This is a genomic window from Candidatus Bathyarchaeota archaeon (assembly GCA_026014735.1).
GTDB lineage: Archaea > Thermoproteota > Bathyarchaeia > Bathyarchaeales > Bathycorpusculaceae > Bathycorpusculum.
The window spans coordinates 1-26,380 of sequence record JAOZHT010000006.1; the positions used below are offsets into that span (position 1 = coordinate 1).

Annotated in this window: 18 protein-coding genes; 4 read left to right on the plus strand and 14 right to left on the minus strand. The window is 39.5% G+C overall.

The window, feature by feature from the left end; genetic code table 11:
* Positions 1–90: 90 nt before the first annotated feature.
* The 4 genes from NWE93_14925 to NWE93_14940 form a co-directional block, all read right to left on the minus strand.
* Positions 91–3,267, minus strand: coding sequence for a hypothetical protein (locus NWE93_14925; GenBank protein ID MCW4001521.1), 3,177 nt, complete (start codon positions 3,265–3,267; stop codon positions 91–93).
* A gap of 147 nt (positions 3,268–3,414) precedes the next feature.
* On the minus strand, positions 3,415–5,064 hold the full coding sequence (locus tag NWE93_14930; GenBank protein MCW4001522.1) for an IS66 family transposase: 1,650 nt from the start codon (positions 5,062–5,064) through the stop codon (positions 3,415–3,417).
* Positions 5,065–5,138: 74 nt separating this feature from the next.
* On the minus strand, positions 5,139–5,510 hold the full coding sequence (tnpB, locus tag NWE93_14935) for an IS66 family insertion sequence element accessory protein TnpB (GenBank protein MCW4001523.1): 372 nt from the start codon (positions 5,508–5,510) through the stop codon (positions 5,139–5,141).
* Entirely contained in the window at positions 5,497–5,895 is a 399-nt protein-coding gene (locus NWE93_14940; GenBank protein ID MCW4001524.1) for a hypothetical protein, read from the minus strand. The genes tnpB and NWE93_14940 overlap by 14 nt, the downstream gene beginning before the upstream one ends.
* A gap of 276 nt (positions 5,896–6,171) precedes the next feature.
* Here NWE93_14940 and NWE93_14945 point away from each other — a divergent pair, with 276 nt between their 5' ends.
* The 3 genes from NWE93_14945 to istB are packed head-to-tail and all read left to right on the plus strand — an operon-like array spanning position 6,172 to position 7,911.
* A complete protein-coding gene (locus tag NWE93_14945; GenBank protein MCW4001525.1) occupies positions 6,172–6,711 on the plus strand; it encodes a hypothetical protein in 540 nt (179 codons plus the stop codon).
* A complete protein-coding gene (locus NWE93_14950; protein MCW4001526.1) occupies positions 6,680–7,162 on the plus strand; it encodes a hypothetical protein in 483 nt (160 codons plus the stop codon). Before NWE93_14945 ends, NWE93_14950 begins: the two co-directional genes overlap by 32 nt.
* Positions 7,163–7,182: 20 nt before the next feature.
* The gene (gene istB, locus NWE93_14955; GenBank protein MCW4001527.1) at positions 7,183–7,911 is read left to right on the plus strand and encodes an IS21-like element helper ATPase IstB; all 729 of its coding nucleotides are present in this window, start codon (positions 7,183–7,185) and stop codon (positions 7,909–7,911) included.
* A gap of 285 nt (positions 7,912–8,196) precedes the next feature.
* Here the strand turns inward: istB and NWE93_14960 are convergent, their stop codons facing one another.
* From NWE93_14960 to vsr, 6 genes are read right to left on the minus strand one after another with little or no spacing between them, the layout of a single operon-like run.
* Positions 8,197–10,080: a DUF1998 domain-containing protein gene (locus NWE93_14960; protein ID MCW4001528.1), complete on the minus strand. Its 1,884-nt coding sequence runs from the start codon at positions 10,078–10,080 to the stop codon at positions 8,197–8,199.
* A 3-nt stretch (positions 10,081–10,083) separates the two neighbouring features.
* On the minus strand, positions 10,084–13,449 hold the full coding sequence (locus tag NWE93_14965; protein ID MCW4001529.1) for a helicase-related protein: 3,366 nt from the start codon (positions 13,447–13,449) through the stop codon (positions 10,084–10,086).
* Between the two features lies 1 nt (position 13,450).
* On the minus strand, positions 13,451–15,190 hold the full coding sequence (locus NWE93_14970; protein MCW4001530.1) for an NERD domain-containing protein: 1,740 nt from the start codon (positions 15,188–15,190) through the stop codon (positions 13,451–13,453).
* Entirely contained in the window at positions 15,190–17,697 is a 2,508-nt protein-coding gene (locus tag NWE93_14975; protein ID MCW4001531.1) for a DrmE family protein, read from the minus strand. Before NWE93_14975 ends, NWE93_14970 begins: the two co-directional genes overlap by 1 nt.
* A 22-nt stretch (positions 17,698–17,719) precedes the next feature.
* Positions 17,720–18,982 carry a DNA cytosine methyltransferase gene (locus NWE93_14980; protein MCW4001532.1) on the minus strand — a complete coding sequence of 421 codons (1,263 nt, stop codon included), beginning with the start codon at positions 18,980–18,982 and terminating at the stop codon, positions 17,720–17,722.
* Positions 18,957–19,370, minus strand: a complete 414-nt coding sequence (gene vsr, locus NWE93_14985) for a DNA mismatch endonuclease Vsr (GenBank protein MCW4001533.1) — start codon at positions 19,368–19,370, stop codon at positions 18,957–18,959. Before vsr ends, NWE93_14980 begins: the two co-directional genes overlap by 26 nt.
* Positions 19,371–19,426: 56 nt before the next feature.
* On the opposite strand from vsr, the gene NWE93_14990 reads away from it, so the two are divergent.
* Positions 19,427–19,786: an ATP-binding protein gene (locus NWE93_14990; protein ID MCW4001534.1), complete on the plus strand. Its 360-nt coding sequence runs from the start codon at positions 19,427–19,429 to the stop codon at positions 19,784–19,786.
* Between the two features lie 220 nt (positions 19,787–20,006).
* On the opposite strand, the gene NWE93_14995 is transcribed toward NWE93_14990, so the two are convergent.
* The 4 genes from NWE93_14995 to NWE93_15010 form a co-directional block, all read right to left on the minus strand.
* A complete protein-coding gene (locus NWE93_14995) occupies positions 20,007–20,654 on the minus strand; it encodes a hypothetical protein (protein MCW4001535.1) in 648 nt (215 codons plus the stop codon).
* A 443-nt stretch (positions 20,655–21,097) separates the two neighbouring features.
* Complete coding sequence (locus NWE93_15000) at positions 21,098–21,823, minus strand: hypothetical protein (GenBank protein MCW4001536.1); 726 nt, start codon at positions 21,821–21,823, stop codon at positions 21,098–21,100.
* 317 nt (positions 21,824–22,140) lie between these two features.
* Positions 22,141–24,849, minus strand: coding sequence for a S8 family peptidase (locus tag NWE93_15005; protein ID MCW4001537.1), 2,709 nt, complete (start codon positions 24,847–24,849; stop codon positions 22,141–22,143).
* A 9-nt stretch (positions 24,850–24,858) separates the two neighbouring features.
* Positions 24,859–25,812 carry an ATP-binding protein gene (locus NWE93_15010; protein ID MCW4001538.1) on the minus strand — a complete coding sequence of 318 codons (954 nt, stop codon included), beginning with the start codon at positions 25,810–25,812 and terminating at the stop codon, positions 24,859–24,861.
* Positions 25,813–26,380 lie beyond the last annotated feature (568 nt).

Consider the following 26,380-nt stretch of genomic DNA (forward strand, 5'->3'; position numbering starts at 1 on the left):
TAACTTGGTCAATATTAATCATATCGGATTTATGCTTTCATAGCACCGACCTGTTAGGCCCAGTTGCTTTATTATTAAATAACAGAGAATTCAATTTGTAGGTGTTCCTGGATTAAATGTGTATATTATTCTTGCTATTATTTTTCCTGCTTCTGTTATTTCTCCTGTTGATGTATAAATCCAAGGAGTTGTATCTTCAGGAGGATCATTATTGCTGTTGATGCTTTCATATACTTCTGAACTAATCTGTCCATTAGTGCTTCCTGTGCTGTATGTTGAGTTTGAGCTTTTTATTATTCGTTCGCCATTTGGAGAGTTTGTTGTTGTTAATGTTACTCCATTGTATGGACTTCCTGTATAAAATGTTGTATATGTACAGTTAGTTCCTCCTCTGGCAACTATTGCTTGCCATCTTGAGTCAGCGAAATTGCTTATCTGATAGGAGGTGTAGTTCATTAGTTTTTTTCCGTTATTGAGTGTGTATATTGTGAGTATTTTATTTAGTTCAGCTGCAGCTCTATCAATTTGTGTCTGTTCTATTGCTGCTCCTGTTGTATAATTAAATAAAAACTGGACTACTTCTATAGTCGGAACTGAGGCAGTAGACATAAACTTGGTTGTTTTGCCATTATTTCTTCCACCCATCATGTCTCTGATTACTGCATGATCTACAGGTATTATTGTACCATATGTGCCTACAAGATACTCTGGTGTTGGTATATTTTGTTCCACTACATATAGTGCTAATGTATCTGGCAAATTATGCATATTCAATTCTGCAACTTGTGGAAGTCCATTAAATGCAGGAGTCTGACTATAATTTAATTCTGATAATGCTTGATCAAGCTTTTGATATATCTGTAAATCATTATATTCAGATGATGTGTTATCAACTATTGCTTTTTCTGTTAAAGTATCATATTCTGTGAAATTAATATGCATAATTCCTTGAGCATTTGATGTGAATGTTTTTACTGTTCCATCTGCAAGGGTGTATGTCTGTGTGAAGTTAGGAACTAAATCTCCTTGCACATTATATACAATTACGTAGAAATCTCTAACTGCCAGCGGAATTCTTGTTAGTGTCGCTTCCTTTTTGTTTGCGCCTTCGGCGAGTGTTACGTTCACTTCTGACTGCCTTGCATATCCGTCCAGTTCGAATGTTAGGCTGTCAAGTGCTACTGTTGCAGATGTTTCTTGTGTGTGTGCTGTTTCGTATGCATTTCCTGAGACTGTTGCTGAATATATTGGCTCTCCGTTTTTCCATCCTCTTACAAGTGTTCCGTCTGGGCTTGTTGCTGTTCCGTAGAGCCAATGTGAGTATAGTCTCTGGAGTGTTGCCTCAAGCTTTGTTCCTCCGTCGACAAATACGACGCCCGTCTGCTTGAATGTTACATAATTGCTCATTGATATGGTTACACTGTCTGCTGTAAATGTTTTTGTTATCCTCTTTATGTGTGCTGTTGCATAACTATTTCCTGAAACTGTTGCGCTTTGTATTAGCGTTCCGTCTTTCCATGCTCTTGCAAGCGCGCCGTTAGGGCTTGTTGCTGTTCCGTATAGCCAGTGCTCATATTCTTGGACTACGCTGAGTAGTTTTTCAGGGTTTGTTCCTGCTGTTACACTTACGTTTTGAGTGCTTGTCTGTATGTTTGATTTTGTTATCGTGAATGAGAATGAGTAGCTCGCATAAGGAACGTTGTTCACATCTGTCAAAAGGTTGCTTTTTATTGCAGTTGCTTTTCCATTTGCGCCTGTTGTTACTGCTGCATCGCCTCCTGATATTGAAGCACCTGAGACATTTTCACTAAACTGGTTCTGCACGAGGAAATTAATTATAGCACTATATAAGTTTCCTGTGAATGTAATATTTCTTGTTTCGTTGTCGTCCATTAAGAATGTTATTTCGTTTGCGCTGTGTCCTGGAACTGCCCTGCTTCCTACTTTGATTGTTTCCGTCTGGGTGTTGTCGTTCCAGTTGAAGTATGCTGCTCCGCTTGTTACGCTTACCCATGCAGTATCCGAGGGGTTTGCAGTGTTTACCTTGTAAATCATTGTTCCGTTCTTTATTGTTTTTCCAAGGATGCTGCTAAGAGCATTTACTGTCAATGCATGGCTGCGTTCAGCCGGATCAAGATTTATTGTCTGGGCTGTAATTCCTTTGATTACTGACAGGGGAACTGTTTTTGTTACAAGTCCTGTCCCTGATACTTCTGCATCTATTGATGTCTGGTCCCCCTGGACCTTGAATAATGACTGCTGGCCTACGGATGCTGTTGCAAGGACAGTCGAGCCCCTTCTCAGGGTGTATGTCTGTCCGTTTCCGTTTATTGTAACGTAGAAATGTCCTCTCCTTAAAGTGTCAAGAACTACCTCGTCGTTAATGAACTGGGTCTTCAGTATTCTTGCAGTATCTGTGTATTCTCCTGTAAGAAGGTATTCGAGGTTTATTCCTTTTGTGTTGTCAAACCTTTCCTGCAAGGTCTGCTTTGCAAGTGTTCCTGTTGCAGTTGTTTCTTCGTCCAGCAATGCTGATGTGCTTGTATTTTTTACTGTTACCTTTGTTCCTGTGTTTGTATTCGCGGAATACAAGAAAACTTTAAGGCTCCAGTTGACTGATTTATCAATGGTGAAAATACTCCCGGGAGCAACAGAAAAGGCTTGTGTATAGTAATCAAGGTTGGAATTGCTAAAATCAACTGTGTATTCATTGACAGCTCCTGTCCCCTTTCCGTATAAGTTCTTTTTAGCATCAAGAGAAAGGGTTTCATGTTCCCTGATGATGTTTAGAGTAATAATGCAACTTGTATTAATAACTTTAAATGACTTTCCCGATGAGGCATCCGAAAAGGTAATAATGTGCAAACCGGGATTTGTCCTTATTGTCATGGACAATTCTTCCGGCAGGCATAATTTCCCAAGCAAGGCTCCTTTAAGATCAAATATTGAGACTATCCCTTTAGGTTCCTGAAAGTTCCTGAAAATAAGGTTTATGATGCCATTAGATGACGGATTACCCGCAAGGACAATGTCTTCAACGTTCACAAAATAGTCATCGATCCCGGTAATATTCTTAAGAATATAGGTTTCAGGCGATATGAATTGATTATCAGAGATGGTCGTGTCGCCCTGAATAAGAACGGATCCAGAAGCATTCTGTCCGTCAGGTTGTGTAAGTTTCAACAACAATTCAGCTTTCTGGGCAGTAACTGAATTACATAAGACAAGAATAAATATGAAGACATATTTCTTGTTGGTCACTTTCATCGTTTGAGATTAACTTTCAGGTTATTCAAGCAATTAAGTTATAATTGCGAAATTATCAAGTTATTGATTGTCTTGCAATTGGGCCTAACGGCCAGCGGGTATGGGCAGTAAGTGTTACCGTAAGCCTCCGATTAAAGACGACTTGATTTATACATTTTGATTACTAATGATACAACTTGTGAACGATTTTACCAACCAGGCGCAACTTGGCTGCAAGTTGGTCTTTTTTGTTCCAAATAGTTCCGGATTGGATCTTTTACGCCTGATTTGGGTCGATTCTTGTCCAGTGGTTCGGAAGGAGTTCAGTAAGTGCATCCTGGTTTTTCTCGCATCCGGATATACGCACAAGCACGTCCTCTCCATCCATTGTCTCGGGTCGACTCCGGCTGCCTTGCAAGAGCCGATCAGTGAGTAGATAATTGCAGCTCTGATGGCTGCATCGTGATTCCCGCAGAACAGGAAGTTCTTCCTGCCCAGGGCAAGCGGTCTGATGGCATTCTCCACAAGATTGTTATCTATCCGGAACCTCCCGTCGTTGACATAACGGCTGAGTCTGGGAAGCAGAGGAAGTGTATAGCTGATCGCCTTACCCATCCTGCTGTTTTCAGACACCTTGCTCACCGTATCGTACATCCATTTCTCAAACTCCAGGATTACAGGATAGGACTCTTTCCGGCGCTTATCCTTAAGAGCCTCAGCGCTCGTCCCTGCTTCTCTTGCCTCATTCTCGATGTGATATAGCTTGTTTATGTATATGAGACCCTCACTTGCCTTTCTGTTATCCTCTTCTATGGCATCGCTGAACTTCCTTCTTGCATGTGCCCAGCAGCCTATGACCTGTATGCGAGGATCTCCCTCGAACTGGTCGTATGCGCCATAACCATCAGCCTGTATGGTGCCACGGTATCCGCGAAGCAACTTGCGAGCTGTTTCGTAGCCCCTTGAGCCCATGTCGTAATGGAACACTACCTGATGATCTTCTACCGCTCTGGTACACCACATATAACCTTTCACCGCACGGTGCTTCTCATTGTCTATCACCGGCAACGTGCTCTCATCAACCTGTATATAGTCTTTCGACAACACTTCTCGTTTAAGGATATCGTATAGTAGCTTCAGCTTCTCGCACGTAGCCGCGTACCAGTCATTCATCGTCGAGTTGCTGATCGTGTCTCCAAGTTCTTTATACTTCTGTATTACCCTGTAAAAGGGCATGTGGTAGAAAAACTTCTGTATTATGATATCTGTCAGAAGCGATGCAGAGGCCATGCATTTAGGAAGTGGCATCGCCGGCAGTGGAGCCATCTCAAAAACGTTTCTTTCGGGATCCTTTATCTGAAGATTTGACTTGAGAACCAGCTTGTGACGGATGATGCGTCTGACGTATAGCTGCTCGCTAACATATACCAGAACTTCCGTAATCTCCGGATCGAGCTCTGTATAGTCTTCTTTGTTTGCAACCTCCGGATAGATGTGCTCTTCCTTCACCTCAAGATTGCCTGTATCTATCGCTTTGCGAGGCTTCCTTTCAAAGGTCTTTACTTTGATGACTTTCAGCTCCGCCGCGTTTGCCTTCGCCACTTCCGCTTCCAGCGCTGCCTTCTCTTCTTCCGTCATCTCTTCTCCGAAGAGTGTCGGCTCGCTAAGTACCGCAGGATCAAGCGGAAGGTTCTTTTCGCTCATCTTTCCGAACACCTTCTTGCGAAGCCAGTACAATTGATCCTCCAGTGTGACAACTCTTTTGCGGAGAGTTTCATTCTCCGCTTTAAGTACTGCTATCTCTTGCTCTGAAGTCATCACCCTGTCTCACTTTCAATAAATTAAAGCTACACAAAAACGATGATATCTGCAAGCCCACTGCACTCTTTCTTCTACTTTTTCCACATGCTTTTCAGCCCATCAAGACGTGCCTGACGACTATCAGGATCTGACATGATTCTCTCAACCATTTTCCTCAGGTCTCCCCATTTTAACGATGTCGATACAACACCTTCCGTGTCAGATATCGGCATCCCGAACGTTCCCCTGTCCAGCATCTTCGAGTAGATCACCATGCCGCCTGTCTCGTAGTGCAACAACTTTATCCGGTTTCTCCTTTTGTTGATGAAGATGTAAACGTCCCCATTCCTCGGATCGGTTCCCATCTTGTTGTTAACAAGACCACTCAATGTATAGTAGCTCTTCCTCATGTCTGTCGGATCACTGTAGAGCCAGTACCGGAACTCTTCCTCAAGACTGAACATTGGCTGAGGACGCTATGATTATCTCCTGTATCTGGCGACCTGTCAGCTTCCCGCTTATACGCATCATTGTCCCCTTCGGTGTCTTCAGCTCTATACTCACTTCTGCCGGCTCGCTACTGCCGTCCCTTCTTCTGGACCTCCTACCTGTCTTGCCTGGTTTTATCGGAGTCGGAAAAAACTGGCTGCCTGGCAACAGCTGAAGGAACTCTCCGTATTTGTCTTCATTGGAGATATACTTGCGTTTGGCATCGTAGAACTTCCACATCGGAACGTCCAGCTCCTGAAGCCTGGTCTTATAGCTGACATTCTGCTCTTCACAGTAGCTCATTATCTCCCTGACCTCTTCCCTTGTCATCATACTCCTTCTCTTTTTATATGATGCCAAGTTAATCCCGAGCAAATTGACTTAAAAGACGTCCTTTATCGGAGGCTTACGTTATGTTTATTCCGGACCAAACTGACCCCCTATTCCGGTGAAATTGACCCCCCATTCCGGGTAATTGACCCCCTGACGGTACTGGAAAAAAGACTGCCATTCCGGCGAAACTGACCCCCCTGGGGATAGTTTTTGACTGACATTCCGGCATATTGACCCCCTTGGTGAGCGACCCGTTTTATTGCTTTGCAAAAAACGGGATCAATGGCAAACAGGACAATAAGCATGGAAGTCAGAGGACAAATTAAGTTGTTAAACGGTCTTGGATATAGCAAGAAGTCTATAGCCAGGGAGTTAGGGTTATCAAAGAATACAGTAAAAGGGTATCTGTCGGAAAAGAGCGACCCGGCTGTATCAAAGACAGAAGAGAAGAAGGCGGTATTGTTTGACTTTTTCCCATATGTTCAGTCAGAGCTGGGTCGTATTGGAGTTACGCGTCAGATCTTATGGGGAGAATACCGTTCGCGCCATCCTGATGGATACAGTTACACACAGTTTTGTGATTATCTGAGCAAGTGGCTTTCGAGCCAGGATGTATCACTTCACATAGAGCAGGTTGCCGGAGACAAGATGTATATTGATTTTGCAGGAAAGAAGCTGTCTGTTGTAGACTCTGCAAATGGTGAGTTCAAAGATGTAGAGGTGTTTATCTCGGTTCTTGGTTACAGTGGCAAGACCTATGTCAGGGCTGTATGGAGCCAACAGAAAGAATATCTTCTGGACTCTGTTATGCGTGCCGTACAAGTATATAGGGCAAAAGGTTAAGATTGTTTACACGGCCAGCCATGTCAGTATCTACCTTCATGGAGAGCGTATTGCTTATCATATCCGGGACCGCAGGCCCTATAAGTATACCACGGTTAAAGAACATCTTCCATCAAGTCATCAGTTTGTAAGCGAGTGGAACCCTTCAAAGTTCATAGAATGGGCTGACAGGATAGATCCCCATGTAAAGTCTTACATAGAGAAGGTTCTTGAAAACAGATCATATCCCGAGCAGACTTACCGCAGTTGTGCCGGTATCCTCTCCTTTGACCGCAAAGCCGGAAGGGAGCGCCTGGTTGCAGCATGTATCAGAGCCGGGGAATACGGAGTATACAATTACAAAGTTATAGAGCAGATAATCAATAATAAACTTGACAGGATACAATCAAGGCCGGAGATTACTGCAATGCCCACGCATGCAAACATACGCGGGGCTGGGTATTACCATTAAACAATAAAAACAAGATCACAATGACACATGAAATTATACAGTTAATGCAACACTTGCGCCTTCCTGGCATGAGGGCGGCATACGAAGGCATTATCTCGGCAAAGAATATGCAATCAATCAGTAATGATGAGCTGCTAAACCTCATTCTCCAGGCGGAACTACAGGAGAGGGAGAACCAGAAAGCCGGACGACGGTTGAGCAACGCAAAGTTCCGTCTACAGGCTTCCATGGAAGAAATAGACTTCATCTCTTCAAGAGGCATAGATAAAACCAGACTTCTGCGCCTCTCTGACGGTTCTTTTATCAGATCCGCCGACAATGTTCTCATTACAGGGCCAACAGGCGTGGGTAAAAGCTATATCGCAACAGCTCTTGGACATCAGGCCTGTCAGCTTGGTTATAAAGTCAATTATTTTAATGCACAGAAGCTTTTTACATTGCTCCGGATGTCAAGAGCCGATGAGTCCTACCTGCGGCAGTTAAAACGCCTGGAAAGACAGGACCTTCTCATTATTGATGACTTCGGGATGCAGCCACTGGATGAGTTGACACGGATGATGCTACTGGAAATCATAGAAGATCGTCACCAGAAACGCTCGACGATAATTGCTTCTCAACTCCCGGTTGCTAAGTGGCATGAAATCATTGGTGAAAGCACAGTTGCAGACGCTATACTTGACCGGCTGGTACACACTGCTCACAGGCTTGAACTGTCAGGAGAATCTATGAGAAAAAGAAGAAGAGAATAAATTTTTACTTTTGTTGATCGTTCATTGATAACCGCTCACCATTGCCCTCACGGGGTTGGCCTCCGGCGGAGGGGGTCAATTAACCGGAATGAGGGGTCAGTTTGTCCGGAATAAACACGTTACACCGACTCCCCTCAGAGATTTGCCCTACTTTGGTCTGAACATTTGCTAAACCCGTCAATTATTCTTGTTGTAAAACTGGTGTCAAGCAAAGAATAATTTTACAATTGGGCATAGGAAACCTGAAATGATTTTGTATGGACCCGCACCCTTGCTAACTATAACTCAAAATGTGAAATTGAAATAACCAATTGATGGATTGTCCAAGATACCGATCAACATTGCCCTGTCAAGTAACATGTTTGATTCTTCACAGCATGTTTCAGGCAGCAGGGCACAATTATGACAAGCAGCCAGATTGCAGGAGTTTGGCCCTTGCCCATGACTATCAATGCAGATTGGGTCGCTTGAACACCATCTTGAATTTTCTATTGCATTGTACACAATTGTTTCAAGATTTCCAGGTTTGCCTTGTCTGACGAGGCCGCCTAAAGAACCTTCAGAATCTCCTGAGGCAGTATAAATCAAAACCCCATTCATTGTTTCTTCAGAAAATTCAAGGTTGCAATAGATTCTTTCTCTCAATGATGAACTGCCGTATCCGCATTCGAAACTAAACTGATTTATTACTAAATGAGCAAAAGTATGAATCAGAATAAACTCTGGCTTTATTTCCCTGCGTTTATGTCCTTTGGCCTCCCTGGGTCTGTTGTAATTGTTAGATAGAAATTTTGCCCGGTTAATCACATCTTCTTTCTTAGCCCATTCCTTTAAACGCTTTTCATTAAATTCAAAGAATACACCTTCCCCTCTGACCACAACTGCCGGGAGCCATTCAATGCTCTGTCCAAGTTTTATGAAATTCCTTTTATCTGTCAAAGATTTTCCATCATCAGGTAGCCATCTTGAGAAACCGGTAAAAGCTCTTGTTTCCCTCAGCTTGTGTAATAGTCCAATACTTTTGAAACCATTACTGACAGCACCTCCTGATTCTAAATCATCATAAGTGCCTGCCTGAATTTTTGTAACATAGAAATCCTGGTTTTCTCCTCCTGATTCAGAAAGTATTGCATCATATTCCATCTTTCTGTATTTCTCTTCTGAATCATCAGTGCCTGAAATGTCTTTACCTGCGATTCTTTTTGATGCTGCATCCAATAACCGTTCAGTGTAAAATTCTTTTTTATCCTCAGAAAAAAATCTTTCTGCCACTAACTCAAATCTCATTCGCTGGAAATTTCCGTTCTCCATTCCAGTTGTGAGAAAACCCCAGTTCTTTTCCAATACATCAACAAGCTTTCTGTCAATCGAGCTTTCCCATTGCGGTAAATATATTGAACTACGAACCTGCGAAAAATAAACATTTGACGCACCTTTTTGAACCACTCTGAGTTCTTCGCCACAATGTATTGTATTACCTCTCTCTCTTTCTTCACCAAGCCATGGACGGCCACCAGAGCATGTTATCCCGATTTTTGTAAGTGCGCTTTCGTTGAAAGCTCCTCCCATGGTTTTATATGCCCCGCAACTACAGGTAATTTCTATGCCTGTTAATGCCCCTGAGCTCCTTCCTGCTCTTAAACGTAGATTATGGATGCCCTCAGGAGCAGCACCATTGTGCACCCACTCCATAAAAGGAAAATCCTCAATATGCCCATGTTTAGGGCAAATTGCAATGAAACGAACTGGAATTAACCGCTGTCTTTTTCTTTCGGGAATTTCATTACATGACCTGCCTGAACCAAATGAAATACCAGAACAAGTTGGTTTTTGTGAGTCGTAAATGGATGCCTTTTCCATATGCCCACACCTTGTACAATAGTGCCATCGGGGGAATCGCACAAATGGAATTTTCAATGACGGATTTGTAACACCGGGGCCCGGATCTCTGAAATCAGGAGGCAACCTGAATTCTTTTACTCCTAATCTTTTTGCTAATCGTTCTTCAGTTATTATGAATTCATCTAACTCAGAAATCGTTCTAAATTTTTCTTCCCATATATCCAGGCCGACAACCATTAATGATTCATCTTTGGGGAAGTTTATCATCTGTCCAACACCCCAGGGAGAAATCAACTGTGACCTTCTTATTGGCTTTTTGGCTGGCATATTTTAGTTGTCAATGTTTATATATTCTGCAGGAATTACATATGCTTCACAGGTTGAATCAACATTTCTCATTGATGTTGGTGTTGACCATGCTCGCACCTTTATATCTTCAGATGGATTTGTTCCAGCCGGGTACATTAATGGTGTATTTGTCTGCTGACCGAAAGAACCATACACAAGAGGTAATTCGTTTTTCCAATACTCAAGTTTTTCTTCAATTAATTGCAGTGTTTTGTTATATTCTTCCTCATCTATCAGATTAACTCTGTCATAGATTATTTGTGTTACTCTTTCAATAATCTCTATCTGTGGAAAGGGCCTTGGGGTGTTTGCGCTCTGGTCAGCTGAATAGCATCTGATTAGTCCAACCAAAACTGCATGCAAAGCTCTTTCTCTTGCCGGTGCTGAAAATGGAGTAACACTTGTCGGTTCCACTTTGCTATAGATTTTCGAATGATATTCCTGGAAGTGTTCAAAGTGTGAACGGTCTCTTGGCTTTGAACAATTATAGATCGTTAAGACAAGTCCCGGACCTTTTTTTGAACGACCAACGCGACTCGTTGCCTGAATATATTCCGAAGTGGTTTTTGGTTGTCCGATTACTGTCATTAATCCTAACCTTGGAATATCAACTCCAACAGAAATCATATTGGTTGCAAGGCAAACATCGACCGGAAATTCTGACTTATCACCAGACCACGGTTTTGAAAGTTGCTCCAGGTATTCAGGAATGTCACTGCTATTAATACGACTTGTCAATTCAATGTCGCGGTTTATAAACCTTCTTTCTTCCCCTTTGATTGCCTTTCTGATCCAGATAGAATTCATGTATTCCCTTATATCTGCACGAATTAGGGTTGCTGCATGACCTAATTCACGAATACTATTGAAGTATATCAATGATGTCCAGTACGGGTCTCTCAGAATTTCTTCTGTAACCGAAATTGATTTTACCGATTGCAGTAACGCAGAAATTACTCTCACCTGGGCAGTTGCATGTGAGGGTAATGCAGATGCAAATATTCCAGCATATATTCTACCTGTGGTAGTTGTATCCTCATATGCGAAGAATGAATCGCCTGCATTTAAACATTGTGCTGGGAAAATATTCACATTGTCTGTACCTCTGCCATAGAGAGAATTGATTTGCTCTTTAGCTCTGCTGATAGTTGCTGATGAAGCAATGATTTTGGGTTTGATATTGTTTGCAGTGCAGAGTTCTTCAATCATTGTTTCATACAAACCAACCATTGAACCCAATGGACCTGAAATTAAATGTAACTCGTCCTGAATAATAAGTTCAGGTGGGGAAAAAGGTCTGACGTTTCCTCTGAAACCAAAAAGCGTTTTTGCTTCAGGTTTCCATGTCAGCATCGCAAATTTGTCAACGGTCCCAATTAAAAGAGTAGGCGGAGAGTCATAAATGTCTTCATCAATAACAATCAATGGTAAATTATAATCGGGTTTCGAAAAATCACATTGCTGATTATCGCATTGGTAAACGATTGTTTCTTTTGTTCCAGGTTTTCTCCTCTTGTAGCCCTTCACCTTGTTTGCTCTGGACTCTTTCAGATAACCCATCTGTGAGCCGCACCAGGGACACTTCAAAACAATAAAAGGATTTTCTTCTTCCCTGCCTTGCTCCATTATCTGGAATGCCTTTCTTGCTGCATCCCTTTTATTCGGAGTTAATTCCCCAACCCAAAGTCCAATCGAAATTCTTGATGTTCCTAATTCTTCCTCATTCTCTTTTCTGATTTTATCGCATGCACAAATCAAAGATGCTGCCCTTTGAAACTGTTGTGCTGTCAGTAGTCGCAGTGTGTAACGCATCAGCACAGTTGTTCCTTCATCGTTTTTGTTCTTTAATCTTTTCAGGAAAATCGTAAATGCAGATAACCCCAGATATGCTTCGGTTTTGCCTCCTCCTGTCGGGAACCAGATCAGGTCAACCATTTCTCTGTCTGCATGGCTTGCATCTGACATTGCACTAAGATTCATCAGGATAAAAGCAAGCTGAAAAGGTCTCCATGAACCAAGACCAGGCTTCCATGTTGTACTGTCATTTATATCAGGAATGATTGCATCCTTCAGGCCTGTAATGTTGCCTTTGTCAATAATCCAGTTTCTGGTTTCTATACTGTAATGCAGCTGCTGTAATAGCATTGCACGGTTCATTAACCTGAAAGCACGATTTACCTTTTCATTGCTTCGCAAAATGTCAGTCCCTTCCTTCATTCGCTGTAAACATAAACGACAACTCTCGATATGCCTCAGAGCAGTTTCGAGCAGTTCATCTTTCAATTCATCATGTGCTGTTTTTTCCTGTTGGTTTATCCATGATTCGTATTTTGAATTTAGTCTGACAAGATGTGTAGTAATATCTTTACGAGACAGATCACACATGTCAAACATTTTCAGTTCAACACTTTTCAATTCATTCGGAACAATTGGCTTCATTTCATAAACCGGAATTGCTTCGGTTGAAATTGAATCTGTGAATTCAATATCGTTATCGTTCCATAATGGAGAGCAACCATGTCCTACTGCAAAGGTCTTTTTCTTCCTGAATAACAGGAGATTTGACTTCTCATCGTCCTTATCTGTTTTTGATGCGGCAGCTTTGTATTGGCAGAAGCATTTTTCACTGGAACTTACTGAAAATGAAACCTGAAAAAAGCAATCTTCATTTCTGATGTTTTCTGTGCCTCCAGTATTCTGATTAATCAGAGTAAAAGTAAGAAGATGAATGTTCTTGCCGTTCTCATTTTCATGAGTTCTGTTACGTATATTCAGTTTGAGATTTGTTTCTTTTCCGTTTTTGTCATAAAGATGCTTGTCTGTGGTTTTTCCTGATTGTGTTGGTATTTCACCCGTATTCAGAATAAATTCCTGGTCAAGTGATATTCTGAAGAATGCTTTTCTTGTAATTGCATTTCCATCTTCCTTCAGGTAACTGTAATCTCTGATTTCATAAACTCCAGCTTTGACTTTAACAGAAAAACCATCTTTGGGAATTCTGGAAAAGCAACTGAAACCCATTGCCGATGGAAGAAAAGAGTTGGCTAGACCGATTTCTTCTTCAAAGTCTTCTGCCATGTCAACAGGGGCATTACTGTCATCTGCTTTTACAGGGTCATCAACTTCTTTTTTTTCATTTTCGGGGTTTTCTAAAATGCTTTCTTCCTCAGAAGAGGTAAAATCTAGTTTTTCAATAGTAGCGGATCGTGGGAATAATGCACCTGCCCCATAACGTAATCTAGGTGGCTCGTTCAGTAAAATTTCTTCTCCGTTATCCTGTACGTGTGGCTTTACAGGGTCGGGACCTATTAATTCCTTGTATAAGAATTTCAGAATGTCTTCTCTCACATCAACTGAGCTTTCGTTTTAGAATTTCCCTGTATTCATTTCTCATTGCCTCGGAAATGAAAAGTATCAAACCATATCTTGCCCTACTCATGGCTATATACAACAATGACCTGGCAATTTCGCTTGATAAATCTTCAATGTCAGTTATCAGAACATAATTGCTCTCCATGCCTTTGTATGATTGAACTGTTGCAAATCCATAAAATGGCTGTTCCGGAGAAATTTCTCTGTTGTTTTTTATTTCTCTGATTGTAAACCCCGGGACAGAATCAACACAAGAGCTTTCAAATTTTCTTGGGGAGATAATCACTGATTCACTATTGGGGAGTCTGTTTTTTTTAAGCTTTTGAAGTTGTTCTGCAAGTAAACTTTTCTGATGTGCTTCATCAGTATAAAAAAAGTACTCAACAGGGATTCCCTCAAGGTGTTCCAGTAAAAATGGTGGCATTTCAAATCCTGACATCAGTGATGTTTCTTCACCAACCTGCTTTGTATTACGGCAATTAATTTTCAGAAGAAAGTTTGTGTGCTGGCCATATTCTTTCAGCAGATTAACCATCTCTGTCTTTGAAACCTGTGCATATATTGCCTGCCTTTCAAAGTCACCGTAAATTTCCCAGGAGCCATTTGACAAGCCTCCAGATACCATTGAATCAAACAAGCTCAGATAGTCCTCTCTGATTAAATCCTGACCTTCATCAACTATCAGCTTGTCAAATTTTTTACTAATCCCTTTTTGATAAATATCTTTTAACAACAGAGGTAAATACTTCCTGTAAAAATCTTGTCTGCTGCTTTGTGTTTTATCATAATCAAAACCTTTTGATTGCTCAAACAGGAAGCTATGCAAACTTGAAACCGTAATTCTGTCATTCCATTCTTCAATCTGTTTTTGCATCCATTCTCCAATTAAACGGTTAAAACAGGTGAGAAAAACAGTTTTGCCTTCTGCGGCAGCTCTTATTGCCGATTCAATCGCAATCATCGTTTTTCCGGTGCCAGCACTTCCCTGTATAACACTTCGTTCATTCAGCTGAATTGAATCGAGTATCCGGTATTGTTCTTCAGTATATTTTTTTACTTCTTTATCAAACTCAGCCAATCTTTCTTTTACAGTACGCACTCTTTCAAAATCTCCTCTCAGAAAATCACATAGCAGATTCAAATCGTTTGCATCTGGTAATGATTCTTCTTCAGAAAACCATTTTTGATTTTTGTGTTTGTTAGTAATCTGTATTGTAAGATTTTGAAAGAAGTTTTCTAATCCCTTATTGATTGAATCTTTGTCAAGAATCTGCCATTGCTCATATTCTATACTATGTTTGTTAAAACTAATATGAGGGAAAGCACACAGAAAACCGTATAAAATCTTTGTAAACCTGTGCCCTTTCCCAAATTCCTTTCCAATTGCAGAACGTAGAGAGAACATGGCATCTCTTGCCTGGTTGAATGGTCCTACATTGCTGGTATTTGCAGCATTATATCTGTTGGTGTAATGCCAGACACCATCAATACATTTTACATCTCCACCTTTTACTTCCATTATAAAAATTCCACCTTGTGGAATCATAATCAAAAAATCTATTTCACCATACAAACGGACAGTGTGCTGAGACAAGTTAAGTGAATGAAGGATAATCCAGTCAGCGGTGAACTGACTGTTTTTGAAAATGTCAAACAGGATTTTCTCACCTGCGCTTTTACAGCTCTTGTCAATATATGGTGGTAAGAGCTTTACCATTATATGGTTTCTTTTTCAATTAGTCTGTTAACAAACCGAATATCAATTTCTTCCCAGTTATTGGAAATACTACCAACCTTCAGAATCGTTACGCTCCCTAAACCTTCAATTTCAACTTTTGAGTTGATAAGAGATTCATCGATTATGTTATGGATTTGTGATTTAATCTGGTTTGAAATATAATCAGAAGCTTTCATTCTCCAACCTACCATCTTTCTGATTGAATCTCTGACTTTAGAAATATTATCAAGCAATTCCTGCGAATTTGTTACTATAGCAATGCTGATTAAATCAGAGTCATCATTTGGACCTATTCTGTTTTCATCCTGTAACCATGTTCTAATTGTCACCTCATGCTTCTTACAATCATTATTTCTTAACTCATCAACAAGTTTCTTGAAATCATTTTCTTCTCTGGCAACATATTCTTTTAACAAATTTTTCCATAAGTCAGTCCATTTCTTAACTGCTGCTAAATTCTGTCTGTTTGTACTCTTCTCAACTAATTCAACCAGAATATCTCTGTCTGTACTTATAAATGCAATAATATCACCTGGTTTAAGTGATTCAACTTTTCTTCTGGATATATCTGCCTTCTTCCCCTGTTTTTCAAGTAATTCATTAATGACCAGGAATCTATGTGATTCGGTTGAATAGATAAAAAAAGCGCCTTCAAAAACTATCCTTTTTGCTTTAATGCTATCAAGAAGACTTCCTTTTGCAGAATATTTTGAATACAGTGCGCTATCAAGTTTCAGTTCAAAATCCGAAACATCAAACGAAATTTCATAACCTGCCTTAACCACTTCATCGCCATTATAAAGATCGTCAAACCCATTTCTCGTTTTAGAACCGGGTTCTGAACGGATACCATTAATATTAATTGTTGTTTTAATGTTTTCACAGTACCTGCGGTTCCTCCTTTGAAGTGAATTATAATATTTATTCTCGAATTGATAAAACAGTACAGTCAATTCCGAAAAAAGAAAAGATGAAATTATTCTATTAACATTTGTATACTTAGGCCACCCGGTGAGAAGTGCTATCTGCGGTCTGCCGGAAAGTAGTTTGTCGTTCACATCGGCTACAGATATTATCTTAGGTTTGCAGGAGTTATCAGTAAAAGAAGAAGCCAATGTCTTTGCTTCTTCTTCAGTTGAACATATAATGTATTCGTAATGTTTTGAGTTTAAAAGCGTTTTTAACCTGATGCACTTTTCAGATGGACTTACTGCAAATCTTTCAGCCACAGATTTGAGAAGTGAGATGCTTTCTTCAATTAAATTCTGCGAATCGCCCAACCAGATTCTACAATCGTAGAACGAGCTTTCAATCTTGTTGATTTTATCCTTTAAAACTGAAATTTCTACTTCTGATAATATGTGTGAAATTCTTGAAATATGATTGGTTATTTGAATAAGTGAAACTTTGAGAATACTCAGGTCACTGTTCGAATCATCTTTTTCAATAGAATGAATTTTCTGAGTGATTGCTTCCAAATCTTCATCAATACATATTTCTTTCACCACATTGAACGCAAGGTATTTATCAATTTTTTTTTCAAACGAATAAAAAGGTGATAGTTTCGTTATTTGTTCCAGGTGTAATTTCTCTTTAGTGAAATTGAAAAACTCAAAACCAAATTTGCCAATACTTTCAAACTTCTCTATCTCAGATAAGTCTGTAATAAGTATTGTATGAATATTTTTAGCATCGATATCCGAAAAATCAGTTCCTCTTTCATAAATGGAATTAAAACCATCAATAATAATTTTAGAGATTGTTTTTGAATGTGTCAGGTACAAAGAAAGATTTGAAAGATTAGAGGAAATTAGAAGAGTGTTTGTAAAATCTACTTCTCCGCTTTCATCTATTTTACTGTATTTAAAATACTCTTCAATATAAGAACCATTTAATGAAATATTAGATATTGAGTTTTCAAATGAAATGATCTTACTCACTAAACAAATAGAATTCTTCTGAAAAAGTTTATTATCATAAGATTTTATTCCTAGTATTTCATCTATTGGCTTTCTATTTGTATTGTTGAGAGCTTCAATTACTCTTTTATAACTAGACAATGCTTTTCGATTTGGCGGCGCAGGTTGAATTTTTGATATGTTTTTAATATCAACTGTTATGGTATCTACTTCATTGTATTCTTTATGTCTGAAAACAAAGCCTTCATGTTTTTTCCCAATCCATTCAACAACGGCATCGTTATTTAAAATAATCCAATCACCTTTCTTATAAGTTTCTAATGCCTCTGCTATCTCATTTTTGAATTGTTTATAATCTGATTCAATCTGAAATAAAACATAAGGAAGTGTAAGCCATTGTGCAACATTTTCCTTTGAAGGAAAAACCAAACATAGTTTGTTTTTTGTATTACATGCAAAAAATCTAGAAATTAGTTTAAGTGAATCTATCAACGACAATGGAAGTGAGAAGGCTTCATTTTGTCCAATAAAAGAATATTTCAGTTTTTGGATTAAATCATCATCCATTTTAGTTCACTTCTCTGTTGATTTAGCTTTTTGACAAAAGATATTTCAAGGATGTGGCAATTTTTCCAGCCATTAGTGGTGGAACAGCATTCCCGATTTGCCTGAACGCAGCTGTCCGGTTATGACCCTCTTTGACTCCTTCAAAATAATAGCTGTCAGGGAAGGACTGCAGGCGGGCTGCCTCACGCACGCTTATTGAGCGATTCTGGTTGATGTCTGGATGGATATAATAATGACCATCCTTTGAAATATGAGCAACAACTGTCTGTGACCTGCTCAGTTCCCGGGCAACCACCTTGAAACGGTCAACAAAAGAATGCCGGTTTTTGTGGCTTTTCAGGTCATCAGGCAGATCATTGTAATCAAGCCTTTCCCTGCCTTCATTCCATTTGTTTACGGCAAAACGATATATCTGTTTATCCTGTTCCGTATGCGGCCGGGTAATATGCTGGGTAAGAATATCTTTCCCGTTTCTGATCATCATGGCAGAGAGATATTCATTGGTCCCGGTTTTGTATTCTATGCCTTTATCATAATCCTGTCCGGCACTTATTTCAGGCAGATCACTGAAAATATTGCATACAGAAAAGCCTGCCCCAATATTAATGCTTTCAAGATCAGGCAGAATATAATTTTTCTCTTTCTGCCAGCCCAGTATGATAATCCGTTTTCTATTCTGTAAAACACCAAAGTTCCCTGCAGTGAGAGTATATAATTTCATCAGGTAGCCCTTTTTCAGAAAGAGCCTTTCCATATTCTCCAGATAGGCGCCTTTTTTTGCAGATTTCAGTCCAAGTACATTTTCAAAAACAAAAAGTTTGGGTTTGTATTTTTCAAGGTACTTTGCATACTGAACATAAAAATGATTGCGGGGATCGCTCCTCATGCCGTCTTCTGATCTGGCCCTGCCAACCAGGGAATAGGCCTGGCAGGGGGGACCTCCTATTATAATATCAATTTTCTCGTTACCAAGTAATCTGTCAATCTCCCCGAAAACCGAGTCGTTTTCCTCGCCTATCTTTTTATTGATTACTGATGCCAGTAAATCTTCCGGCAGATAAGAGTATAGTTGTTCACGCGTAATACTGCCATTAAGATAACTGCTATAAATTTCAGGTTGATTCTGGCTTCTCAGGTAATGGAATGCAAGTCTTGTTTTAAGGGTATAACAGGCGGCAGCATCAGACTCAACGTGAGCAACAGGTTCGTATCCTGCACCTATAAATCCTTCTGACAGTCCACCAGCACCGGCAAACAGATCAATGTATCTTACTGACGAGTTCATTTAATGTTTTATCTCTGTTATACTTCCTTAATTCACACTCAAAAATAATTAAAACATTCCAGCCTAATTGCTGCAAGACCTGAAAGTTATGAGCATCAGACACCTTATTATACTCAATTTTATCAACCCACCATTCAGTCCTTGTTTTAGGTATAACAAAATACCTGCAGCCTTCGTGACCATGCCAGAAACAACCGTTAACAAAAATGACAGTTCTGTACTTTGGCAACACTATATCCGGTTTCCCCGCCAATTTTTTATCATGAAGCCTGAACCTGAAACCCTGTGAAAACAGAAACTTACGTACCAGTATTTCGGGTTTAGTGTTCTTACCCCTGATCTGGCTCATATTGTAGCTACGGGTCTTTTTATCGTGGACATCAACCATAAGACAAAGATACAGGAGAACGATTTTGAATATAATACATGCCTTGGTAAAATAATATTCAGGCATACCTCTGTGGATTGAATGATATCCTGGCCACCCTGCAGCTGAAAGAACTCACCCCTACCGCAGGTAAGGAGTTTAAAAGGCTTACAGAAGCTCAGCTTATTGTTATTGATGATGTTATGACTCTGCCTCTTGGAAGGGAAGATGGCAACCGGTTCTTTGTCTTCTTAAATCAGATCTACGAGACCACCTCTTTCATAATCACAACCAACAAATCACCGGCAGAGTGGGCCAGATCAGTCGACGATGAGACCCTGGCTACTGCTCTGCTTGACCGTTTGCTCTGTAAGTGCCAGTTAATCCAACTCCAGGGCAAGAGTTACAGAATGCAAAACAGACAGACAATTTTTTAAAACTTGATGAAAGCTTACGAGAAATTAGGCATATTTTTACACCAGAGTCACTGCAGTATTGTTCCCGAAAACACTGCACTCTTGTTCCCTAATTTACTGCACTTCATTTTCCCGAAATCACTGTATTTCTTTTTCCTGTTTACACGCAATGCGGAGAAGCCAATAATCTATACCGACCTGTTATGTGCAGGCATTATTATAATAATTCTTATTAGTACGTTCACTCGGACAACTTTAGACCAGATCCATTGGAAATTTGAAATATATTATTTAATCCTGAGGCTGCATTCATATTTGTAATAGCCTCAGAAGCAGTTTTATTTTTATAAAAAACTTGATGATAAAAAGTTACAAAGGCGATTAATGAATCAGACCAATCGACTGAAGTAGAAGGGCCAACCAGACATACATATTTATTGTCAGATAAATCACCTTGAATTTTATTTGCATTAATTCCTTCACAAGTTGAAAAGCACAAATTTAAGACACTTACATTAAATTTAGGTTTTGAAGGTATAGGCTTTATGAACCCTATTTCAACATTTATTTTGTCAATATATTGTCTCATTCGATCCCAGTCGATAAATGTATTATCGGTTAAAATTATACCGTCTCTATTTCCATGAGCTGAAATGTGGATAAAAGGAGCAATTAAGCCTCTCAACCGATTAAAGCTAATATCATCAGATATAATTCTAAAACACTCCTCAAGTGTTTCAATTGTAACCACTTGATAATAAATATTTTGAATTTGGGCCAAATCTAATGAAGCAGACAATGCCCTACCTTCAGTACGATTGTCCAGAATATCCGAATCTCTCTGGGATTCGATGATATAGATTTTACAATGATCTTTTAAACCAGACATAAATCTTCATTTGATATAAGTATTCTTCTCTTAAACATTTCCCATAGTTACTGTTTTACTTGCAAAGAACGTTAGACGGCTTGTACAGTTGGCGCTGCTTCGCAGTGGCGCGTTGTGCCCAGTACCGATTGTAAGAAGGTCGGGGTGTTTTTGCACTCGTGGTGCGATGTGGGATTTTGATGTTGTTTTGTTTATTGTCGCGATGGCAAAAACCCCCGATAAACCGGGGCAGGCTGTGACACCAGGAGGGAGACCCCTGACGGTACCCGTCAGGGGCAGGCCGTACTGCCGACCACTTAACAGTCCCCTTTAGCCAGAAAGCTCTCGTGGTGCGGAGCGCCAACTGAGGTCACTGTTTTCTCTTTATCTATCGTATTGGCTTTTATTCGCGACCGAGCTCAACGAGCCCGTTAGCGGGGGAGTTAATTGCATATACCTACCTGTTATGCGGTCGTGCTTCTCTTCAATAATCGAACGACTTCTTCTAGTAAGACATCCATTTCTTTTCGGAAGTCAATCTGGGTAAGATTTGGTAATGTCTCAGAAGGTCTAATTGTTTGGTGGAGATAACCATCGGCAATGTTTCTAAGTGTCCTATTCAAGTTTTGCATTAATTTCTTAAAGCTTGTGTTCTTTTGCATTTCCCCATAGTTGTTAGCAACCTCGTCAAATGTATTAAGTCCAAAAATTGGTGGTACATGATTAATTATTGTTCTGCCAATCATGCCAACTGTTAAATAATTTCCACTTATAAAATTGTCATTCAGCTCTTCACAAAGTTTTATTAATCTTGTGAGATCAAATTTATGATGCGAAATAGTCTTAAGTTCATCTATCCTTTTTATATTGATGAAATCATCTTTTTTAATTTGAATTTTGGTTTGATTTGATTTGGACTTTTCTCCGTATGCATAATCGCCTATAAATTGTTCAGTAACTTCCTTCCCAATCATCTTGAGAGTTTTTACTGGCAAATAATAGCTATTAAGTGTTTTGACTCGATGGTTTTCATTGTTCATGTAAAAAACAATACTTTTCTCTCTAGAATCATTGTTACTATCATCATGACAAAAAATTCGAAATATTGAAATGTCCTCAAAATAAAATGTTTTACCAGAAATGGTTAAGGAAGGATCCCCCATAAGGTAGGCATTCACAACTTTGGGCATTTTTTCTTCGGATATCCCTAGAATGTTAAATTTCCGAGTTGAATCTTGTACAAATATGTTATAGTACATACAAAAATAAATTCCTAATGACTTGAATTATTAGCATTAGTTTTAGCATGCTGTCTAATGGATGGGTATATGAAACTTTTGGCATTTTAAAGCGATTTCCTATCAAATCGTTGTGATGTTCATTAATGTACCGCCCTTAAAATTAGCACTTCCCGCCAAATGTTTTATATACCTTGTTACCGTCTGGTTCTGTCATACATTCGCGTTGGTCATTGCTATTATATGATTTTCTTCAACAACTAAGTTTTTTATGTTGTCCTAATTTCTATAGGGATTTCGATAAGATTTTTAACAGCTGTATATAATGGAACATCTTGAGCCGGGGTGTCAAGGGAGATAATTAACGAATAGCGTGTTCTGTTTTCAACCTTCCCTAAATGTTTTCTTTCACGCCACCAGCCAATAACAGGATAAACTGCAATGTGGTTACAGGTTGCTAATTCCGCTGCTGTCAATTCAATAAAATCTGAATGAATAGATCCATTACTGCGATTATCCTTTCCGATTACCCATCGACTGCTTCCTGAATAGGTGCTTATTTCTTCGTTTTCTTCTCTTGCGGCAATATTTATTCGCTTTCTAAAGAGCTCTTCAGTTTCATCCGAATTGTTTATATCAAAACGTAAACCATGTGACTGGTAACGGTATTTATCTTTCCACCCTATTTCACCAGCACCTGGCTCTATAAAATAAGATAGTGTAATTCGCAATTTTACAGGTATTTGGTCCATCCCCAATAATAAGTCGCCTGGCCATGGAAGATTGAAAAAGTGTATTTCGTTTGTTTCTGCTTGACTGCTACTTCCTGCTTTGTAATTAAAAGGCTGAATGTTTTCCTGAGCAATAAAAGTCAATGCACTTTCCTGACTGTATAAAGCACGGTCTATTTGCGGGATCCCAAAACCAAAAACCTTCAATAAGTTTCTAAAACTGGTCCTGTTGCCTGGCTGTACATTCATTTGATTAAACATTGCGTGATTCCAATGTGCTGAATGAACCATTAAGCCTCGAATGGTCTCTGCCCATGCATCAGGATATTCAAAAGCAATTTTTGCAGCGAACCACGAAGCCTGAGCCGCTGCCGCACTTGTAGCATTAATTGTGTCAAAGGGTTTAATGTTGAATGATTTTGAAGTAGACAACAATTCTAAATCTTCGTGTGGAGTGACAATATCATCAGGAGCTTTTAGCAAATTACCACCTTCAAATACGACATCGGGTTTTATTGGCCACTTTTTCTCCCAGACTAAAGATGTTGAACTGTATGGAGATAGTTCACCTTCGTCACTAACGGGTGTATATTCCCGATAGTTATCATCATATACCTTAGTTTTTTCAGTGTATGCTCCGGCGACTATTGCATTCCACGATTGAGCCGGGTTTTGAACAGAAGAAGTAAAGTTTGAATCAGGATAATTTCGCCATGATTCTTCATTACTAATATTACCTGCAGAAATTATTATCAGTCGCTGATTTTCACCTTCACCAAATGCTAAATTATCCATTGCCCCTGACCATGAAGAAGGTCGTCCTTTGTCAGAATCTTCTGTGGATGTTACTGACATACAATATACCAAAACCATATTGGGATTCTGAATTTCAGCCCTTGCAATTCCTTGTGCAGTAACATCACCCCAAAGTTCCTTTGGTGTTTCTTCCTGATTAGGACGTGGTAAAATTTTCACGGAACACAGTCTGTGTGTAAGTGAAATAATATTTCCAGATATTAAAGCTTCTTCAAGTTTCCCATACCCCGCTATTCCTGCCATTAAAGTGCCATGTCCTCCTCTCAAAGGTGAATGGTCATTTGTTCCCCAGGCATTATCGACTGTTAAAGTGTTTGCATCGTCAATTAAAGGCTGTAACAGTTGATGGCCATTATTTACCCCACTATCCAACAAGCATACTTTAACGTTTGAATCAACTAATTCAATTCGTTGTAGTAAATTTTCGACCCAGTTTTGTTGTTCTTTGGAACTTTCGTTCACCCAAAATCCTGCAGGTTCTTGTCCAGCCCTGAACTCTGCAAGCAAATCGCTTTGCAGCATTAGTTCAATAAGGCTTTGCCGGTTTGCATTTATAAGTAAAACAGCTCTTTCAGGAAAAATAATACTGTTATGCTTAACCTCAATGCCAATCGTTTCAAGTGTTGTAAGAAATTGTGCAATTTGTTTTTGTTCCAGGTTTTCTTTTGTATTTACGTTCAACCAGACCTCACACCATTTTGTGTTTTCTGTAGGAATCATTTGCAAGTTATCTGTCCACAAACCTTCTAACAGAGCAACACTTACATCTTCAATGCTATTGACTAAATCAGCATTTGAAGGAGTTATTTTTATTTCTGTATTTGGAAATAGTCTTTGAATCTCACTTCTGAAAAAATCTTCTTGTTCAACAGGCAAATTAATAGAAGCCTTTGTTCTATTCACATTATTAATTATAACATCTTTTATTTTTTTTAGTCGAATATTATTCCCAAGTTGATTAATTACTCCAGCAACAGCATCGTGGTCTACCTCATTCAAAAAAGTAATTGTCGTAATATTTTTTGTACGATATGAATTTATTTTACTTATAAACAATCCCTCTTTCCCGATAGGGACATATACTGTTGCCCTTATCTGTGTGTGATTTTCTCCAACAGGAATTTCTTTAATATTCAGTAAGCGAATACCTTTTCCAAGATCTTCCAGACTTTTAGTAATTAAATCATGGTCGGCTGCACTGGTGAAAGAAATATAAGTTCCTTCTCTTGTGGCAATTTGTTCTGCCTCACGTTGTTTTTGCATCAGTGCTTTAGCCTGCCAAATAGCATCAAACTGCTTTAACAGTTTTTGGCTTTGTGATACCCGGTCACGAACAGGAATACGTGACTGGCCACCCCTTGATGATGGAGTTTTGTATTTTTCACGGTTTACATTTCCTGTAATAAAAATGTGTTTATATGATTCTGCCATTTACTAAAATTATTTATGATATGCTGCATTACGGTCTTTGATAGCTTTTAAAATTAGTTGATTGCTCATTTGCAGCTTTTCATTTAAGACCGTTTCTTTAATGGCATCAATACACGCAAGCGATATCTCGGCATGGCTTAATCCGTTTATATTTGAAAGAAGCTCAGTAAATTTTAGTTTTTTCGAAAATTGCGATAGTCTGGTTTTTAACAAAGCTAGTTTTTCATCCCCATTGGGCAGGTGATAAAGGATTACATCATCAAACCTCCGGAAAAGAGCTTGGTCTAACAAAGCTTTGTTGTTGGTAATTGCAATAATCAGACTGTCGGAATTATCCCGTTCAATAAATTGCAGGAAAGAATTTAAAACCCTGCGCATTTCACCAACATCATTATCCCTGCTTCGTTCCCCACCGATGGCATCAAACTCATCAAACAGGTACACGCCCTGTCGTTGCTCAATTAAATCGAACACCTGACGAAGTTTGGCACTGGTTTCACCCATATACTTTGTAACCATCTTATCCATTAGGATGGTGCATAAAGGCAGGTTCAATTCGTTGGCCAAAATGGAAGCCGTTAAGGTTTTTCCTGTTCCCGGAGGGCCTGAGAGCAAAATCTTTCTGCGGTTTTCCAAATCATGTTTGCGGAGCTTGTCACGTTGTACAAATTCTGTAACAATCCTAACGATCTTGGATTTTATATCTTCCGATGCAATGATATCCGATAAATTAACGGCAGGAACATTTTCCAGTATCAATCCCTGTAATTCGGGAGTAAAAATTTTGGTTTTATGTTTTGTTTCCTTTGCCTTGTCAATGATGGTCTTAATCTCGTTGGCAACAAGTATATGCCCCAGTTTGGCTTCATGCGCAGCTATTTGCAAAGCAGTTGTAGTAAACCTTTCAGGCTCATTGCTGTAATGCGATTTAATCAATGATATGATATAGTCTGCCTTTGCCATAATGCAAATTTATCATTTTTTGATGGTAGTTCACTTTTTATTTTCGAACTGTAGTGATTCTTCACTTGGCTGTAATACATTTATGCGTGCATTAAAATTATATTATATTTACCGGCAAGGCGTTATTTGTGTTCTAGAGGCTACAGTCCGTTCTTAGGTATTACTTAATGCACAGCCCCGTCAGTCCCAGTGGCAACCTCCTTACCAGCATCATACACACAATCCAGATTGAACCAAAGAGACAAACAGATCGATTCACCTTCTAAGGTATGTATTTGCCGGAACAAAATGGCAAAGAAATGATTAGTGGAGTCGGGGTGTTTTTGCACTCGTGGTGAGATGCAGGATTATGCTGTTGTTAGTTTATTCTCGCGTTGGCAAAAACCTCCGATAAGTCGGGGCAGGCTGTGACACAAGGAGGGGGTCCCCGGCGGGAGCCGGGGCAGGCCGCACCGCCGACCACTTAACGTTCCTCTATAGCCAGAAAGTTCTCGCGGTGCGGAGCGCCAATTGCATATAGCATTTATGTAAAAGCATGGATCCAGGGTTATTTGTAAATTAACAGTGT

What these genes read in the sequence shown, in the direction of transcription:
- NWE93_14925 (MCW4001521.1), bottom strand. Translation starts at nt 3,267, where the DNA reads ATGAAAGTGACCAACAAGAAATATGTCTTCATATTTATTCTTGTCTTA.
- NWE93_15010 (MCW4001538.1), bottom strand. Translation starts at nt 25,812, where the DNA reads ATGGCAAAGGCAGACTATATCATATCATTGATTAAATCGCATTACAGC.
- tnpB (MCW4001523.1), bottom strand. Translation starts at nt 5,510, where the DNA reads ATGTTCAGTCTTGAGGAAGAGTTCCGGTACTGGCTCTACAGTGATCCG.
- NWE93_14945 (MCW4001525.1), top strand. Translation starts at nt 6,172, where the DNA reads ATGGAAGTCAGAGGACAAATTAAGTTGTTAAACGGTCTTGGATATAGC.
- NWE93_14995 (MCW4001535.1), bottom strand. Translation starts at nt 20,654, where the DNA reads ATGTCTGGTTTAAAAGATCATTGTAAAATCTATATCATCGAATCCCAG.
- NWE93_14975 (MCW4001531.1), bottom strand. Translation starts at nt 17,697, where the DNA reads ATGGATGATGATTTAATCCAAAAACTGAAATATTCTTTTATTGGACAA.
- NWE93_14960 (MCW4001528.1), bottom strand. Translation starts at nt 10,080, where the DNA reads ATGCCAGCCAAAAAGCCAATAAGAAGGTCACAGTTGATTTCTCCCTGG.
- NWE93_15000 (MCW4001536.1), bottom strand. Translation starts at nt 21,823, where the DNA reads ATGCCCAAAGTTGTGAATGCCTACCTTATGGGGGATCCTTCCTTAACC.
- NWE93_15005 (MCW4001537.1), bottom strand. Translation starts at nt 24,849, where the DNA reads ATGGCAGAATCATATAAACACATTTTTATTACAGGAAATGTAAACCGT.
- NWE93_14970 (MCW4001530.1), bottom strand. Translation starts at nt 15,190, where the DNA reads ATGGTAAAGCTCTTACCACCATATATTGACAAGAGCTGTAAAAGCGCA.
- vsr (MCW4001533.1), bottom strand. Translation starts at nt 19,370, where the DNA reads ATGGTTGATGTCCACGATAAAAAGACCCGTAGCTACAATATGAGCCAG.
- NWE93_14930 (MCW4001522.1), bottom strand. Translation starts at nt 5,064, where the DNA reads ATGACTTCAGAGCAAGAGATAGCAGTACTTAAAGCGGAGAATGAAACT.
- istB (MCW4001527.1), top strand. Translation starts at nt 7,183, where the DNA reads ATGACACATGAAATTATACAGTTAATGCAACACTTGCGCCTTCCTGGC.
- NWE93_14980 (MCW4001532.1), bottom strand. Translation starts at nt 18,982, where the DNA reads ATGAACTCGTCAGTAAGATACATTGATCTGTTTGCCGGTGCTGGTGGA.